At 51.5% G+C, this 16,133-nt stretch carries 15 protein-coding genes; 6 read left to right on the top strand and 9 right to left on the bottom strand.

What is annotated here, in order from left to right:
• Positions 1-92: 92 nt before the first annotated feature.
• Positions 93-872 carry a helix-turn-helix domain-containing protein gene (locus AC0LWM_RS30605; RefSeq protein ID WP_474678834.1) on the bottom strand — a complete coding sequence of 260 codons (780 nt, stop codon included), beginning with the start codon at positions 870-872 and terminating at the stop codon, positions 93-95.
• A gap of 357 nt (positions 873-1,229) precedes the next feature.
• Here AC0LWM_RS30605 and AC0LWM_RS30600 point away from each other — a divergent pair, with 357 nt between their 5' ends.
• Positions 1,230-2,651, top strand: a complete 1,422-nt coding sequence (locus AC0LWM_RS30600) for a sulfatase family protein (RefSeq protein WP_474678833.1) — start codon at positions 1,230-1,232, stop codon at positions 2,649-2,651.
• 448 nt (positions 2,652-3,099) lie between these two features.
• Here the strand turns inward: AC0LWM_RS30600 and AC0LWM_RS30595 are convergent, their stop codons facing one another.
• A complete protein-coding gene (locus AC0LWM_RS30595) occupies positions 3,100-3,408 on the bottom strand; it encodes a winged helix-turn-helix transcriptional regulator (protein WP_474678832.1) in 309 nt (102 codons plus the stop codon).
• Positions 3,409-3,570: 162 nt separating this feature from the next.
• Between AC0LWM_RS30595 and AC0LWM_RS30590 the strand changes: the two genes are divergently transcribed.
• Together AC0LWM_RS30590 and AC0LWM_RS30585 are read left to right on the top strand one after the other, a co-directional pair.
• The gene (locus tag AC0LWM_RS30590) at positions 3,571-3,966 is read left to right on the top strand and encodes a DoxX family protein (RefSeq protein WP_474678831.1); all 396 of its coding nucleotides are present in this window, start codon (positions 3,571-3,573) and stop codon (positions 3,964-3,966) included.
• Between the two features lie 51 nt (positions 3,967-4,017).
• A complete protein-coding gene (locus AC0LWM_RS30585; RefSeq protein ID WP_474678830.1) occupies positions 4,018-4,722 on the top strand; it encodes a pirin family protein in 705 nt (234 codons plus the stop codon).
• 121 nt (positions 4,723-4,843) lie between these two features.
• Here the strand turns inward: AC0LWM_RS30585 and AC0LWM_RS30580 are convergent, their stop codons facing one another.
• Entirely contained in the window at positions 4,844-5,767 is a 924-nt protein-coding gene (locus AC0LWM_RS30580; RefSeq protein WP_474678829.1) for a hypothetical protein, read from the bottom strand.
• A gap of 176 nt (positions 5,768-5,943) precedes the next feature.
• On the opposite strand from AC0LWM_RS30580, the gene AC0LWM_RS30575 reads away from it, so the two are divergent.
• Both AC0LWM_RS30575 and AC0LWM_RS30570 read left to right on the top strand, forming a co-directional pair.
• Positions 5,944-7,272, top strand: a complete 1,329-nt coding sequence (locus AC0LWM_RS30575) for a glycosyltransferase family 39 protein (RefSeq protein ID WP_474678828.1) — start codon at positions 5,944-5,946, stop codon at positions 7,270-7,272.
• An 88-nt stretch (positions 7,273-7,360) separates the two neighbouring features.
• Positions 7,361-7,834 carry a YuzC family spore coat inner layer protein gene (locus tag AC0LWM_RS30570; RefSeq protein WP_474678827.1) on the top strand — a complete coding sequence of 158 codons (474 nt, stop codon included), beginning with the start codon at positions 7,361-7,363 and terminating at the stop codon, positions 7,832-7,834.
• A gap of 88 nt (positions 7,835-7,922) precedes the next feature.
• Here AC0LWM_RS30570 and AC0LWM_RS30565 read toward each other — a convergent pair whose 3' ends face one another.
• The 4 genes from AC0LWM_RS30565 to AC0LWM_RS30550 all read right to left on the bottom strand — a co-directional run bounded on the left by AC0LWM_RS30565 (position 7,923) and on the right by AC0LWM_RS30550 (position 10,735).
• Positions 7,923-8,084, bottom strand: coding sequence for a tryptophan RNA-binding attenuation protein (locus AC0LWM_RS30565; RefSeq protein ID WP_474678826.1), 162 nt, complete (start codon positions 8,082-8,084; stop codon positions 7,923-7,925).
• A gap of 96 nt (positions 8,085-8,180) precedes the next feature.
• Complete coding sequence (locus AC0LWM_RS30560) at positions 8,181-8,876, bottom strand: DUF4097 family beta strand repeat-containing protein (RefSeq protein WP_474678825.1); 696 nt, start codon at positions 8,874-8,876, stop codon at positions 8,181-8,183.
• A gap of 15 nt (positions 8,877-8,891) precedes the next feature.
• On the bottom strand, positions 8,892-9,827 hold the full coding sequence (locus AC0LWM_RS30555; protein WP_474678824.1) for an ABC transporter permease: 936 nt from the start codon (positions 9,825-9,827) through the stop codon (positions 8,892-8,894).
• Positions 9,824-10,735, bottom strand: coding sequence for an ABC transporter ATP-binding protein (locus AC0LWM_RS30550; protein ID WP_474678823.1), 912 nt, complete (start codon positions 10,733-10,735; stop codon positions 9,824-9,826). The genes AC0LWM_RS30555 and AC0LWM_RS30550 overlap by 4 nt, the downstream gene beginning before the upstream one ends.
• Positions 10,736-10,948: 213 nt before the next feature.
• Here AC0LWM_RS30550 and AC0LWM_RS30545 point away from each other — a divergent pair, with 213 nt between their 5' ends.
• Positions 10,949-12,742, top strand: coding sequence for a response regulator (locus AC0LWM_RS30545; protein WP_474678822.1), 1,794 nt, complete (start codon positions 10,949-10,951; stop codon positions 12,740-12,742).
• A gap of 111 nt (positions 12,743-12,853) precedes the next feature.
• Here the strand turns inward: AC0LWM_RS30545 and AC0LWM_RS30540 are convergent, their stop codons facing one another.
• Positions 12,854-13,696, bottom strand: a complete 843-nt coding sequence (locus AC0LWM_RS30540) for an ROK family protein (protein ID WP_474678821.1) — start codon at positions 13,694-13,696, stop codon at positions 12,854-12,856.
• Positions 13,697-13,811: 115 nt separating this feature from the next.
• Positions 13,812-15,467 carry a DUF4091 domain-containing protein gene (locus AC0LWM_RS30535; RefSeq protein WP_474678820.1) on the bottom strand — a complete coding sequence of 552 codons (1,656 nt, stop codon included), beginning with the start codon at positions 15,465-15,467 and terminating at the stop codon, positions 13,812-13,814.
• Between the last annotated feature and the right edge of the window lie 666 nt (positions 15,468-16,133).

Raw genomic sequence — 16,133 nt, 5'->3', positions numbered from 1 at the left:
ATATACCGTCTATTGTACCTTGTATCCGGCGGAAGCGCTAGAACAGCTGAAACGCAAGATAACGGAGCAGCCGCCAATGGTCGTAGCTCCGTTTAGAAGCTCTTCTTCTGGGCGATATAGGCCGAAGGGGATTCCTTCATCATTTTTTTGAAGACGCGATAGAAATGCGACGTATCGTAGAAGCCCAAGTAATCGGAAATTTCGGTGACCGACATGGTCGATTCCAGCAGCAAACGGCTAGCTTCCTGAACCCGAAGCTGTTGAACGTATTCGATGGGCGTAACCCCCATCGCCTCCTTGAACATGGCGATCGTATAGTTCGGAGAACGGCCGATGAGCTCCGCCAGATCGCTTACTTGAACAGTCTCCCTATAACGACGGTGAAGCTCCTGTTTCATTTTTCGCGCCAAATAAAATTTAATCGGCTCCACGGCCGGGCTCTCCGACTCCCGCTTCGCGATTCCAAGCAGCTCGATCAGAATGCCGAGGCAGATCTGCTCATGAAACGGCTTCGCTTCCCAGCGTTCATGGAATAGGCGGGAAAATCGTTTGTACGCGTAATCGTAATTGCTTATTTTCATCCGCAGAAAATGGCTTTGCAGCAAAAGTTGGGCTTCGGTGCTTGTTTCGTCTATCGGATTGAACAAGGCGGTATATTTCCTGTGCGGCGCTTCGGTATTGATTCCCGCTCTGACCGTGCCTCTCGGAATAACCAAGAAATCGCCCGCCTCCGCCCGATGCGTTTCGCCGTTAATGGAATACGCCACCGTTCCTTCCGCTACAAGAACGATAACATGGTATGGAATTGCTTCGCGTACCGTATTCCAGCCCGGTATGCAATCGTCATAATGTACCGCCAGCAGCGCAAACATGGCAACGATCCTCTCCACTTGAAAATTCTAACCCCAGCATAGCAATCTCTCGATTGGCATGCAAACCGGGAAGCGTTCATCTAAGGCTCGTTCTTCTAAAATCGCAGTTGTTTCGTACATGAAACCGACATTGCGTACATCGTGCCGGGCGGTGCAAATCTATATAATGTAAGAAAAGCTCCTATTCGGAGTCCTTTCCACGATGAATGACCCTGCGTAAGAGGATGCTTTTCTTGCCATAGAATTTATTATCCACTTCGTTATCTGCGGAAAACTTTTAAATTCTATTGTGGTAAGAAAGATATTTTTTAGCTCTATTATGCTAGACACAAACTACCCTGGGAGGTTGAAACAAATATGAGCAGCACCGCCAGACCGAATATTTTGTTCATCATGAGCGACGATCATGCCGCACACGCCATGAGCTGTTACAGCGGCCGGATCAACCAAACGCCCAACATCGATCGGATCGCGCAGGAAGGCATCCGTTTCGACAATTGCTTCTGCACCAATTCCATCTGCGCGCCGAGCCGGGCAACGATCCTGACAGGCAAATACAATCACCTGAACGGAGTTCGTACATTGTATGAAGGCTTCGACGGCCGACAGGACCATGTAGCCAAAATGCTTCAAGCCGGCGGCTACGAAACCGGCATGATCGGCAAGTGGCATCTCGGCCAAGGAGGTAACTACGACCCGACCGGCTTCGATTATTGGAACGTGCTGATCGGCAACTGGGGCCAAGGCGAATACCACAATCCGACCTTCTCGGAGATGGGCGAGGATCGCGCCTACGAAGGCTACGTCACGGACGTCATCACCGATTTGTCATTGGATTGGCTGAACCGGCGGGACCAGGACAAGCCGTTTTTCCTGATGTGCCACCATAAAGCGCCGCACCGTCCATGGGTGCCAAGCGCCAAATACGCAACGCTGTACGAAAACGAAACGATTCCCGAACCGGAAACATTTAACGACGATTACGCTACCCGAGCAACGGCAGCGGCCGAAGCGACGATGCGCGTCGACCGGGACTTGACGCTGATCGACCTGAAGGAAGAACCTCCGGAGCATTTGACGCCGGAGCAAGCAAAAAGCTGGAAGTATCAGCGGTATATTAAAGATTATTTGCGATGCGTCGCTTCCATCGACGAAAATGTCGGTTGCTTGCTTGATTATTTGGACGAGACGGGGCTTGCGGACAATACGATCGTCATCTATACGTCGGACCAAGGCTTCTTCCTCGGCGACCACGGCTGGTACGACAAACGGTTCATGTACGAAGAATCTCTTCGGATGCCGTTTATCGTTCGTTATCCGAAAGAAATCAAGCCGGGCGGGGTCACGGAAACGATGGCGCTGAACGTCGATTTCGCGCCGACCTTCCTCGATTATGCCGGTTTGCCGATTCCAGACGACATGCAGGGCCACAGCCTGCGGCCGATATTCGGAGGCGAGCGGCCGGAAGGCTGGCGCACGTCGATGTATTATCGTTATTGGATGCACCGCATCGACCATAACGTGTTTTCGCATTACGGGCTGCGGACCTATCGCTACAAGCTAATTTATTATTACGCGGACGGCTTGGGAGTTCCGGGGACGCTTAACGAAACGAACAAGCCCGAGTGGGAATTGTTCGACTTGCAGCATGACCCGGTGGAGCTTAACAACGTATATGCGCATCCGGAATACGAAGGCGTCGTCAAAGCGTTGAAGGATGAGCTTCATGCGCTGCAGGCCGAGGTCAAGGACGAGCGGTACGTGCTCGACGTGGACTGAGGCGTTGTGGTTATGGAGAGATGCAATACTAGAGAGATGCAAAATTTAGATAACTGCAAAAGTGCATTCTTTTTCTGACGGAACGCCCCTTTCGAAGCAAATACCTGCAAATGTGCAGTAATTTCAAGCGTTTTAGCACAATCGCTAATTTCCCGCCGAAATAGATGCACTTTCGCAGGTATTCAATCAACATCGTCGTAACCTAGGGTAATAACTGCACTTTCGCAGGTATTCAATCAACATCGTCGTAACCTAGGGCAATAACTGCACTTTCGCAGGTAGTCATCCAACATCGTCGCGGCGGCAATAAATACACTTTCCCAGGCACTCATCCAACTCATCATCGTGGCTTAGGGCAATAAGCGACAAACCTAATAAGCATGCCACAAAAAAACGCGGCAAGGAGTTCGCTCCTCTGCCGCGTTTTCGCGTCTTAATTTCTGCCGACTTACATCCACTTCTCGCCCCATACTTGAATCTTCTCAATGACCGATTCCAAGTCTTTGCCTTTGTCGGACAGCTCATATTCGATTCGGACAGGCGTTTCGGGATATACGTTGCGCTTCAGCACGCCATTGCCCTCCAGCTCCTTGATCCGGTCCGTCAGCATTTTATCGCTCATATCCGGAATTTGTTCCTTAATATCTTTGAAGCGCTTCGGACCGTCAAGCAAAACGCGTATGATGAGTCCTGTCCATTTCTTCCCTAATATATCGACTGCAGACTCGTATTTGGGGCACATTCTTGAAAAGTCCATACGAATTCACCTCTAATCGTTAATTGTATTGTAGCATACTGAACTACAAAACGTAAGTCACTTTCATAAATAAATATAGATACTTGACAAAAGTAAGTCAAATGATTTATGATACTTTCATAAGTTACAAACAAAAATAAAGTTACTAAAGGAGAGGTTATGATGTTGGACACAGGTATTTTGATTATTCGTTTGGTCATCGGTTTATTGTTTATTGGGCACGGCGCTCAAAAAATATTCGGATGGTTCGGCGGATACGGCATTAAAGGAACCGCAGGCTGGTTCGAATCGATCGGAATGAAGCCCGGCGTCCTGATGGTGCTGATGGCCGGACTCGGAGAGATTGTCGGAGGTTTGTTGTTCGCCGCAGGATTGTGGACCGTTCTCGGGGCAGCGTTCATCATCGCAACAATGTTGGTCTCGATTGCCAAAGTTCACGCGGCGAACGGTCTCTGGATTACGAAAAACGGCTACGAGTACAACCTTGTCCTGTTGGTCGTCGCGCTTGGCATCGCCTTTATCGGCGCAGGACAATATTCCATTGACGCTATTTTGTAAGATGTAGGGTATCATAGGAAGTAGCGCAAACAATGTAGAGGAGTGATCGTTATGATCCGCACTTTTCCGGCAAATTCTCGCTACCACGCCAACCATGGCTGGCTTCAATCCAATTTCAGCTTTTCGTTCGCCGATTATTACGACCCGTCGAACATGGGCTTCGGTCCGATGCGCGTATTGAACGACGATATCATTCAAGGGGGCGGCGGTTTCGACACGCACCCGCACCGGGAAATGGAGATCGTCTCGATCGTGCTCGAAGGTCAGCTTGAGCATCGCGACAGCTTGGGCAACGTGGCGGTCACGTCGTTCGGCCAAATTCAGCGGATGTCCGCCGGCACCGGCGTATACCATTCCGAATTTAACCCTTCGCAGACCGAACCGATGAACCTGCTGCAAATGTGGTTTCATCCCGATACCAAAGGACTCGCACCTTCTTACGAAACATCGTCCTACAATGTCGGCCAAATGAAAAACGCCCTGCTGCCGGTCGTTTCCAATAACTCCGGAGAAGGCATCGCTCATATTCATCAAAACATGACGGTATACTTGTCCGACCTGGATCAAGGCCATAGTCTGACGTTCACGCAGCCCCAGGGCCGCAACATCTTCGTCTTCGTCATTGAAGGCGAGCTGAAACTGAACGGGGACGCCACCTTGCAAAAACGCGACTCGGCTAGAATCAATGAAGTGACGAATCTTGATATTCAAGCTTCGGCCGACACTCGCTTCATGCTGATTGACTTGCCGGCTTGACGATATGCCTGACGACAAATGAAAAAACCGATTTCCTCACCTGACCGAATCAGGTTGGAAATCGGTTTTTTGCCGTCCTGCCGGATTGCTCTCGAATGATTGGGCAATCTAACGATGAAAATTATAATGCATATTTAGCGAGAGCTTGCTCCAGCGCGTCTTCATCGGCAAATTGCAGTTCCACGTTCTTATGCAGCGACAACGTCTCGATATGCGTGACGGTTGCTTGTGGCGCGACCGATTGCAGCTCGCCCAGCGTTTCCAGCTCCAGAATGCGCTCGTCCGTGTAAGTCTCGAACGAAACGCCGTAATCCGGATACGTTCCGCCGTAAACGTGGTCGTATTTTTTTACGAACAACGTATTGTAGTTGTAATATGCGGCCCAACCGGCTTCGTTATTCGTGCCGAATTTGAATTTCGGCCGTTCGGTGTCTTGGCGAAGCACAATAAACTTGTCTCCCCAAGTGACGCGAGGATCGTTCATTTTGCTATATGGCCATACGGACAATACGCGGTTCGGCAGCAAATTGGTTTCCCGTCTGACTTGCGGCACGATCGCCGTTCCTCCCGCCGCCATAACCGATAGCGCCCATGGCGCAAATTGCACCGCCCAAGGCCCCGTGTTCGTAATCCGGTGGGTCAGACGAACCACGTTATCCCCCGTTACTTCGATTTCGATTTCTTTGCGCAGCTGATTCCAACGTTCTTCCGGAGCGGTCAGCACGACTCCCCGATCCGTCTTCCGCCATTCGACCGGCTCGTTATCCGGATAAGTCGTCCGCGGCACCGATTCCGGGCTCGTCCATAAGCGATGTCCGCCGTAAATTTTCCATTCTCCTCCGCCAACCGGCGCAAACTGGTCTCCCGATTGCCCGATGGCCCCTTCGACATCCTCAAAAAACATATTCGGCTCTCCGGCCAAATGAAACCGCATGATCCGCGGGCCAAACGCGACGCTTACGAGCATTTCGATCGTTCCGTTGGAAATCGCAAGACATGCCCCCCAACGCGAATCGTTTGTTTCTATAACTTGAACTTGACTCATGAAATTCGACACCTCGGCTTTATTGTGAAGTCCTGTTCACTTCTACGCCGCATGTCTGTTTTCCTGCCAGGCAGGGAAAAATGTACAACAAGGGAACTTTCGGGCATGGAGTCTCGTCATATTTTGTGTTAAAGTTTTTCACAGACGAGATAATATAGGATAAAGGGAGTTATTTCATGCTGGGTTTATTTAGCTTGCGCGGCGAAAGCAAAGCGGTGCGGCGGCTCGTCATTTGGGCCACGCTGTTCGTATTTGCTTTAAGCGCCTGCACCGTATTGTTGTACGGAGATTATTTTTTGCTCGGAACGTATGAGAAATTAAACAATGACGACGTGAAATACGTTAACAGCGCAAGAGTGCTGCTGGACTACCACACACTCGCCTATAACAGCGGCAAAGGGCCGACAACGTTTATTATGCCGGGTTTGCCGTTCCTCATTTCGGGCATGATGCTTCTGTTCGGCCAAGATGACAGCGGGGTTATCGCGTTCCGCCTGCTCCAAGCGGCAATGCAAGCCTTCTCGGTGTATTTGATTTTCATTCTGGGGCGCGCGATCGCCGGGCGTACGGCCGGTATCGGCGCTTGTCTGATCAGCGTCGTGTTTTTGCCGGATTATTTCTCTTCCGGGGTCATACTGACCGAAACGACGTTCAAATTGCTCTTCCTTCTACTGCTCCTATTCACGATCGCCGCGGTTCAAGGTAAACGAACCGGCCTGTACGTCGTGGTGGCGATCCTGTGGGCGGCCTCCTGTTACTTCAAGCCGCAAACCGCATTTTTCCCGGTTATTTTCCTGTTCATGTGGCTGCGGGAGAAATATACGTTCAAAGAGATGGCAAAGTACGGGGTCATCATGGCCGTAGTCTGCTGTACGCTGATGTCGCCGTGGTGGATAAGGAACTACGTTACGTTCAACAAAGTCGTCCTGCTGACCGAATCGTCAGGCAACCCGCTGCTGCTCGGCGCTTTTGTCAATAGGCACATGCCGTCGCAAGGCTTCTTCGATCAATACCCGCAATATAAGGAACGGGCCGACTTCTTCATTGGCTACGACAAGGGACAGAAGGAATCGGCGCTGCGGATTATTCGTTACGGATTCACGCATGAGCCGTTGAAGTACGCATGGTGGTACACCGCCGGCAAAGTGATGGGCTTGTTCGAAAACGCCTTTTATTGGCGGCCTATCTTCGGCGTCAGCAACATCGTCATGAACGCTTTCAACTATATCCTCGTTGCTGCCGGTTTCGCGGGCATGGCGATCGCGCTCGCGCGAAGGAAATTTTTCGAAATCCCGGTTATGGCGACGATGCTCGCATTCGTCTATTTCATTCTGATCTACTTGCCGTTCGTGACCTTCTCGCGTTACGGGTACACGGTCATGTTCATCCTGATCATCTTCGCCTCGTATGCATTCGTGCAATTGGCCGAAGTCATCCGTAAGCGCAAGCGGACGAAGCTTGCAGCTTCGGAACATAGCGCATCGGAACAAGGGCAAGGGGCGTAACGCCGGGCAAATTCGATATGCCGGGAATCGGTTAACTTCCCGTTCCATACCGCATACGATATAGGAATGCCTGACGCAGGAGGTCGCTATGTCGTACATGTATGGCACGAACAACCACTTGTTGCGCTATTCGCGCCTATATCAAGATCCGCCCCATCACATTCAACAGGTGCGGCCGACTTGTCCGGTTGCGCCTTTTCATCATCACCTGCATACGCCGTTCAGACCGCTGATCCCCCGCCCGGCTCCGGCTTCTTATCTGCCGGTCGATGCAACGGTTTTACGACGCTCCGCACTGCTAACTCATCAAAACTTGTTGAAACAGGCTGACCAAATGCTGCTTAAGCTGTCCAGCTCCGAAGATCTGTCGCATCGCATCATGGTTGCGGCGCAGCGGAGTCAAACCGATGAGGTCAAGCGGCTGCTGCGTTCAACAGGAGTAGCGTCCGATATCGAGGTAAAATATAATCCAGACAGCATCCGGATCGAACTTAGCTCCAGCACCTCCGATGCGATCCCGTGCTGCAAGCTGTCGGTCGCTTTGCTGTGGCGGTCGGGCTGAGGCAGGCTATAGCCGGACGTTGCCGGATCATATCAAAAAAAACAGTCCGGCACGTGAATAACGGCCTTGACTGTTTTTTTGTGGAAAATTATTGCTGGGTATGCTTCTTAACAAAATGAAGAAGAGTTTGTCCAAGCGCCGTCAGGATAACGCCTTTTCCCTCGCATTTTTCGCACCGTTTCCCTTCGATTTCCCCTTCTCTGTTGCATTCCGGACAGGAGACCTCCAAGTCGTCCATCGCTATCACCATGCGGATCAACTCCTTTTTGCTATTATGGTAACACGATTAGTTAATATTTTGTATGAATCGACCCGCTTGGCCCGTAGAATCTAACGAACGTTACTGTTATTTATTTTGAGTTACTTTGCCTTTAACCTCTCCGATGTTGACCTTTCCATTCCCGGACTGCGTTATCGAGGCGTCTTTAGCAACGTGACCGATATCCAGCGAACCGTCGCCGACATGGACTTCAGCCGATCCGCCCACCCGATCTATCGAGATATGCCCGTTAATATTATCAATCTTCACGTCCGAGGCGATATCGCGGACATCAATGTCGCCGTCTCTGTTCCCGATATCAATCGGCCCCGCCGTATCAGCCACCTGCAGGTCTCCGTTAATATTGTCGATCCTCACTTCCGAGGACATGCCGGAGATGTTGACCTTGCCGTCCCGGTGGGAAATATCCAGCCGAAGATGCTTCGGTGCTTTGATTTCGAGATCTACGGACCCTGAGCCCATCGAAAAAAATTGAGCCTCGAATGAAGCGTTTAAATAAGCGGATTCTCCCCGCTCCTCCAGCGCAAGCTTCGCTTTGTCCAAACTAACGCCGCTAGCCCTCGCTTGAGCCTTCACTTCAATTTGGTCCGAATCCGTGCGGCCGACAATTTCGATCTCCCCGTTCCGGTTGTCAATTACAAGCTTCGTGAGATGACCCGCTTCCAATTCAAGCTCTTTGGTCACGGATTGTTCCTGCTTCGTGCCGCATGCCGCGACAAGCAGCAGCAACGATCCGATGATCATGAGTCGCAACATTTTCATTTCGTACTCCCCTTTCTACGCCACGTCGCGTTTGACGAATAAAGGGTACGATACAAGATGCATCGCCGCGAGATGGAGCCCGACGAATGCAATGGAATATCCAAGCGTAATTCCGTCGATCGAAGGATCGCCAAATACGAACTGGGTTAGATTCGTATGAGAAAACACGAAATATCGGGTCCAGGCCCAGCCAATCATCGCGATGGAGAGAATGAATCCGGTAATCGATACGAGAAGGGAAATGACAATGGAAAACGTCGTGCTCCGGAATGCCGCGGAAATCATAAACGAAAGCGTGACCGCAAGCAGCATAAGCGGCAAATTGAGTGCAAACCCGCCGAGCAGAGCTTGCAGCATGGGAACTTCTTTTACAGCATGATCCTTAACGAACAAATAACTGTCGCCGATGCCGTCAAAGCCAAAAATAAATCCCCCGAACAGGATGGATGCCACAATGCCGGCCAAAGTCAGAAATAATGCAAATCCAATAGAGGCAATATACTTGGACAAATAAATTTTCGTACGGCTGGCCGACCTTGTTAATAATAGCTTGATCGTGCCGGAAACAAACTCGGCCGCAACGATTTCACCGGCGATAATGATAGAAATGAGGGACACCGCAAACACGATATTGCCGGCCTGGCTTACCGCAAAGCTCCATGCGCTCGTTTTCGGAGGAATGTTGTGATTGAGAACATATTGATTCAGCAGTATGTTCTTCTCCGCTTGCCTGACTTCAATATTTAATGCATCCGGCTTCACCGCTTCTTCATGGAGCCTGATGTTTTCTTGCTCCAGCTGCTGTCTCCATTGCTCGCTTTCGACGCCGCCGCCGGACGTTTTCAGATTCACGATCTGGAGCAACACATAGATTACGGCCAATGCGACCATGACCCAGGTGCGCTTCCGCTTGTATATTTTCATGTTTTCGTTGCGGATCAACAGGTTCAACGCTCTTCGCCTCCCGTAACTTCCATAAATTTGTCCTCCAGCGTCTTTTTCACCGTTTGGACGCCAAACACATGAATTCCGGCCGCCATCAGCTTCTGATTGATTTCCGGAATACGCGCTTTTGGAATGCCGATCTGGATCTCTTTCCGGTCCGTGACGATTTCTTTGCCTGCCATCAAAGCCTGCAGAACCTGTACGGCAAGATCCGGGCGATCGACTTCAAATCGGACCTGCGTTTGCTTGTCACCCGCCAGCTCCGACATGTTATGAATGCCAACAAGCTTCCCTCGCTGCAAAATAGCGACCCGATCGCACATCATCTCCATCTCGGCCATCAGATGACTTGAAATTAAGATGCCAACGCCTTCCTTCTGCGCCAGGTTTCGCAAATGCCCCCTCAATTCGCGGATGCCGGCCGGGTCGAGCCCGTTCGTCGGTTCGTCAAGCACGAGCAAGGATGGCTTATGCACCAGAACAACGGCAAGGCCCAGGCGTTGCTTCATGCCGAGCGAATAGGTCCCGACTTTATCGTGTATGCTTTGTTCCAGTCCTACCAAAGAAATCACTTCGCGAATTCTTTGCTCCGTTACGCCCGGGGTCATTCTTGCGAAATGAACCAGATTGTCGTATCCGGACAAATATTTGTACAAATCCGGGTTTTCCACGATGACTCCCACATGCTTCATCACCTTTTCAAAATGAGCGGAGGCATCCACCTCGTCAATCAGCACCTGCCCACCCGATTTGGAGATCAGGCCAACGATCATCCGGATCGTCGTCGTTTTCCCCGCTCCGTTCGGACCGAGAAGTCCGACGATTTCGCCCCTTTCCATATCCAGCGATAGGTGGTCTACGATGGTCTTGCCGCCTATTTTTTTGGTCAGATCACGAATTTGCAGCAGCTTCAACGGCTATCTCTCCTTTAATTCCAGATGTGAATGAGATATAATTTTCCGTGTTCATTCGGATCGTCTCATCCCCCATCAAGCTATCAAAATAGCTGTCATAATACATAGTGACAAAGAGTCATAACGTTGATATGACAAGGAAAACCGGGCTTTCTAAGCAGTCAGCCGATGATGACCGTTTCAAATTTGTTGACGAGAGTTGGGAGTTGCACAATGTCTTATTTTAAAGGTCGGTGGTCTTGGCAAGATTGGACCCAATTTACGATTCGTACCTTCTGGGTCGTTGCCGTCATCATTTTGATGTACAGGAACAATCCGGATTTTTCTTTATGGGCGGTGCTGGCGGCTCTCCTCGTTTGCAATACGATTCCATTCGCATTCGTGAAGGGACCTTATGCCCGTTACATCATTGCGGAGTGCTTGTTCGCAGGCGGCTTAGCCCTGTTCCTTGCTTACCAGTACGGGCTAACCCGGTTATTTCCCCCCGCGCTCTTTACGATCGCATTTTATAGCCGCGGCAAGGCGCATTGGCTCTCGCTGCCTGCTGCCGTCATGCTGTTCGTATTCAGCGTCGGCGAATCGGCAGCTTCCTCGCTGTCTCAGCGTTATTTCTGGCAAAGCCTGATGGATGCCCTCGTCTTCTATGGAATTAGCTTCGCCCTGCAGAAAGGGGCTGCTTCGATCGACGCGATTAAACAAAAGCTGCAATTGATCAAGGAGCAATATACGATTCTGGAGCAATATTCTTCGCAGATCGAACGCATGACGCTGCTTGAAGAGCGATATCGGATGGCTCGCGAACTGCACGATACGATCGGACACACGTTTACTTCGATCATTCTCGGGATGGAGACGCTCAGCCCGCATATTCAATCGCAAGAAGGAAACGACAAGCTGCAAGCCATGCTAAAGCGGGCCAGATCGGGACTGGACGATATCCGGCGCCAGGTGCATCAGATGGATCCGATCGAAGAGGCCCTGCCTTTGGACCGATCCCTTCTTGGGATCATCGATGAATTCAAAACAAATACCGGCATCGGAACCGTCTTCCGGACGATGGGCGAACCGTACCCCGTGATGAAGCAAGCCAAGCTCGCTTTATACCGCTGTTTGCAGGAGGCTTTGACCAATGCGAGCCGGCACGGCCGCGCAAGCTCGATTCAAGTTCTGCTCCAGTACGATCATGCCCAGATCATGCTGCAGGTGCAGGATAATGGAGAAGGCCGAGATGAGATTCAATTGGGGTTTGGGCTATCCGGCATGAAGGAGCGCCTCTCTGCACTGCAAGGCAAGCTCTACATTCATTCCCGGCGGGACGAGGGTACGATCGTAACCTGCACGATTCCGAATCAGGCGATCGAGGGAACCGGGCAAATCAAAATATTGCTGGCTGACGACCAACCGTTAATCCGCGAAAGCTTGCGGCTGCTGTTAGGGGAAGAACAAGATTTACAAGTCGGGATTGCCGAAGGCGGCAAACAAGCCGTTGAACAATGCGGCAAGGAACGTCCCGATATCGTATTGATGGACATTAACATGCCGGAAATGGATGGCATCGCGGCCACAAAAGCCATTAAAGATTCATGGCCGGACATCCGTGTCATCATGATGACGACCATCGAGGACGTTTCTTATGCGTCCGAAGCGCTTCGCGCCGGGGCTGAAGGATACCTGTTGAAGTCGATTCACCCCAAAGAATTGGCGGCGACGATCCGGCTCGTCTACAGCGGAGGAACGATGATTTCGAAGGATGTAGCCCATCGGTTGTTTCACGGGCAACCAGCCGCCGCAGGGAATGCGGAGCATAATCCGTATCAGCTGACCGAGCGGGAAATGGATGTTTTGCAAGGCTTAGCCGAAGGACTTCGCAACAAAACGCTAGCGCAGAAGCTGTATTTGTCCGAAGGGACGATCCGAAACTACATCTCCTCCATCTATTTGAAAATGCAAGTTCAAGGACGTGAAGAAGCGGTGGAGAAAGCAAGAAATGAACGGCTTCTGCGGTAGGCATTATTTTCCGAAACCGGATTCGATTCACCTATAAAAGCGTAAAAAACCTGCTCCGAAGAACGGTGCAGGTTTTGTTTTACTCATATTCGATTTATTGATGAACCTTGTTTACGAAACGGTAGGGTTCATCTGGCTTTCCGCAAATTTCATGGCGCCTAGAGCCACGATTCTTTTGGCGTCGCGCGGCCCGACAATACTGCACGAATGAAACATCTCTTGCAGCGTATATTGCTTGGCCACCTCGATCGCTTTATCCATATACCCCTTGAATTTGGCGCAACTGCCGCCGACGACAATGTATTCCGGATTAAACGTATGGATAACATCGCTTAGCGCCAGGCCAAAATAAAACCCGGCCTGTTCGATGACATCCGTCGCGAATTTCTCGCCGCGCTCCAGAGCCTCCAGCAGCTCGTCGATACTGCAGCCCGCTTTGTTAAGAATGCCGTAGCCTCCGGATATTGCATCCAATGTTTCGACTTTGCCGTTGATGGGGTACGGATTGGAGCCGAGCTCCCCCGCCCAGCCATTCCGGCCCAATACGTGAACGCCTTGCGTTCGAACGGACATGGCAAAACCCGAACCCGCCATAATAAGCGCAAATGTCGTATCCCTGTCATACCATTGCTCCTCGCAGACCATGGCGGCTTTGACATCATTGATAAAATACGTCTTTGCATGCTCCGTATCGAAAAATTCCGCCTTCATGCCGCATAAATGCCGCAGATGACTATTTTTTAATAGGTTGCCCTCCACCAGCCCGACAACGCCCATCCCGATGCCCTCCGGCTCAAACGGCAGGCTATCGATAAATTTCTCGATTTCATCTTTCAAATATTCGGGTGTCACGTTCAGGCCTGTCGGTACGGTTCGATCGATGGTTTCGCCATTCCACATGGCCGTCATCAGCATTTTTGTACTGCCGGCGTCAATACCGATGATTTTGCTCAACATCCCCACTCCTTTTTGAATCATTTCAAACCGATCAAGGATCATAAGATATGGTTTGAAAAAAACCTGCATCGAATGAACGGTGCAGGTTTGCTTTGCTGTCGGGTATTATCGTTTATTGGTGCTCCGCGATCAACTTGTTGATCTGCTCGCGCTTCGCAAGCAGCCACTCCGGATCGTGCGGATATTCGCTGAACGTAATCGGCTTCTCCAGCCCTTCTTCGAGCAGTGCGACGACGCGGTCGCGGCCGATGTAGCTTTCCAGAAGCTCAAGTGCGCGCAAGTCTTGAAGCGCTTCGTTGAACACTTCGAGGCGCAGCGATTCGATCGGGCCGTTCTCGCCCGGATAGACGAGAAAGGCGTCGCCGGACGGAAACGCGTTGCCGGCAGCCGTTTCGCGGAACGGGTCGATCTGGCGAATCGAGTATTGGGAGTAGTAGAAATTGTAACCCCAATGCAGGAAGCCGGCGATTTTGAACTTGTACAATTGTAAGCCGATAATCCGGTTGCGGGCCGAAGGCATGCTGAAGAAACGGTTCGACACTTGCTTGTACTGCGAGCAGCAATAATACGTCCACAAGTTCGGCACTTCGTTCGCGAGGAACGGTTCGATATGGTTGTTCGCCGGGATCGGGTTTTTGACGAGTCCATTTTCATAGAAGGCGTAATCGGACAAAGCGTCGATGACCGGGAATTCGCTTAAGTATTCATTCAGGATTTCACTTGCGCTTTGGTACGCTTCCAGATGATCCATGCCCGGCTCGTCGGATACGTGGAAGTAGCTGCGCTGCTCCAACCCGTGCTGCTTAATGAACTTTACGAGCTCCGGCAAAAATTGGCCGAGGAACGTCCGGTACGGCTGTCCGCTTGCATCGGTTTCCCAACCGAAAATTCGCTTCGTCTCTCCGTCTACCTCGGCGACGATTTTCGGCGCGTGCTTGACGCCCCATTGCGTGAACAGGTGCGAAAACTCGAAATATTCGATGCCGCGCGCAAGCGAAAGGTCTACCCAACGCTTCAGCAGATCAAAGCCGAAGCTGTACGTATCCGGCCCGGTCTGCTTGACGTCGACGAGCTGCACGGTCGGACGTTCCCCGCCAACGGCCGTATCGAGCGGCGGCGTGAACAGCGGCGTCAGAATCATGTTCATCCCGTGCTTGGCCGCGGTTTCGATGAATTGCTCGATGCGGCTCCAATGCGCTTCGCTGAATACTTCGTCACCATATACCGAAGCGATGCAGTCGGTATGGAACCAGTCGGTATGAATCAGCTTCTGCTGCGGCAATGCGGCCGCTACTACGCTCAGTTGGAACGTTTCCTTTCCTAGCGCATCCCCATCGTTCGTTTCGAATACGACGGTAATCGGATAAACGCCCTGCTGCACGTCTTGCGTTACCTCGACGGTTACCCACACAGAGCGCCATTGCCCCGGATTCGCGGATAACTCTACCGTTTCCAGCGGATACAGCGGATCGGGATATAATCCCGGCGTCGTGCGTACGACGTTGTCGTCGGGATCGGCATAGCATGGCATCTCCGACGGCACTAGTCCGACGGCGCGAATTGACACGCGATCGCCGAGCGCCGATTCGGCGCGCACGCGAAGCGGCCGGATCGCCCAGCCGTTGCGGCGGTATGCGACCTGAAAAGCGTACGATTCGCCAAGCAAGGCAGAGCCTTGTGTGATTGCGGGGTCTTTCAAATCCTCATCGGCGAACACTTTCGCCAGCGAGCTTAATAGTCGGGTTTCGAATGGTTGTTCTTTCGACATAGTTATCACTCCTCACTCTACCCAGCATAAACGAAGACCGTAAAGGTTGTATTTACCGAAAACGACTCGGTATTTACGGAAAACGGACAGGCGGCGGGTGGTACGGGCGGGTAGGGCTCGGTTGGTGGGGCTCGGTTGGTAGTGCTCGGTTGGTGGGGCTCGGCGGGTAGGGCTCGGCGAGTGGGGCTCGGCGGGTAGGGCTCGGTTGGCGGGGCTCGGCGAGTGGGGCTCGGCGGGTAGGGCTCGGCGGGTAGGGCTCGGCGGGTGGGGCTCGGTTGGTGGGGCTCGGTTGGTGGGGCTCGGCGGGTAGGGCTCGGCGGGTAGGGCTCGGTTGGTGGGGCTCGGCGAGTGGGGCGTGAGTACGTTGATTGCTGACGGTTGGGATCAAGGTCAGAGGTGTTGAAGGTAACTAGTTAAGGAATGAATTTCAAGAATAACTGGAATTCATGTACTTATTTTCACCAGTTTTCGCTTTTTTGGGTTCATTACATGGAAAACATGTAGTTATTTCTACTACTTTCCCAATTTTCAGATGAAAGTCAAAAAATTAACTGTAGGTTTGTAGCTAGAATAAAAAGTGGACACCCGTTAAGTGAATTAGGATAATGGTATTTACGAGAAGGGGTGTCCCACATGGAAAAGCAACAACGTAACCAATACACGGAA

This window comes from Paenibacillus sp. sgz302148 (assembly GCF_056120465.1).
Note: the sequence above shows the minus strand (reverse complement) of the source record. Positions and strands in the feature narration are given on the sequence as shown.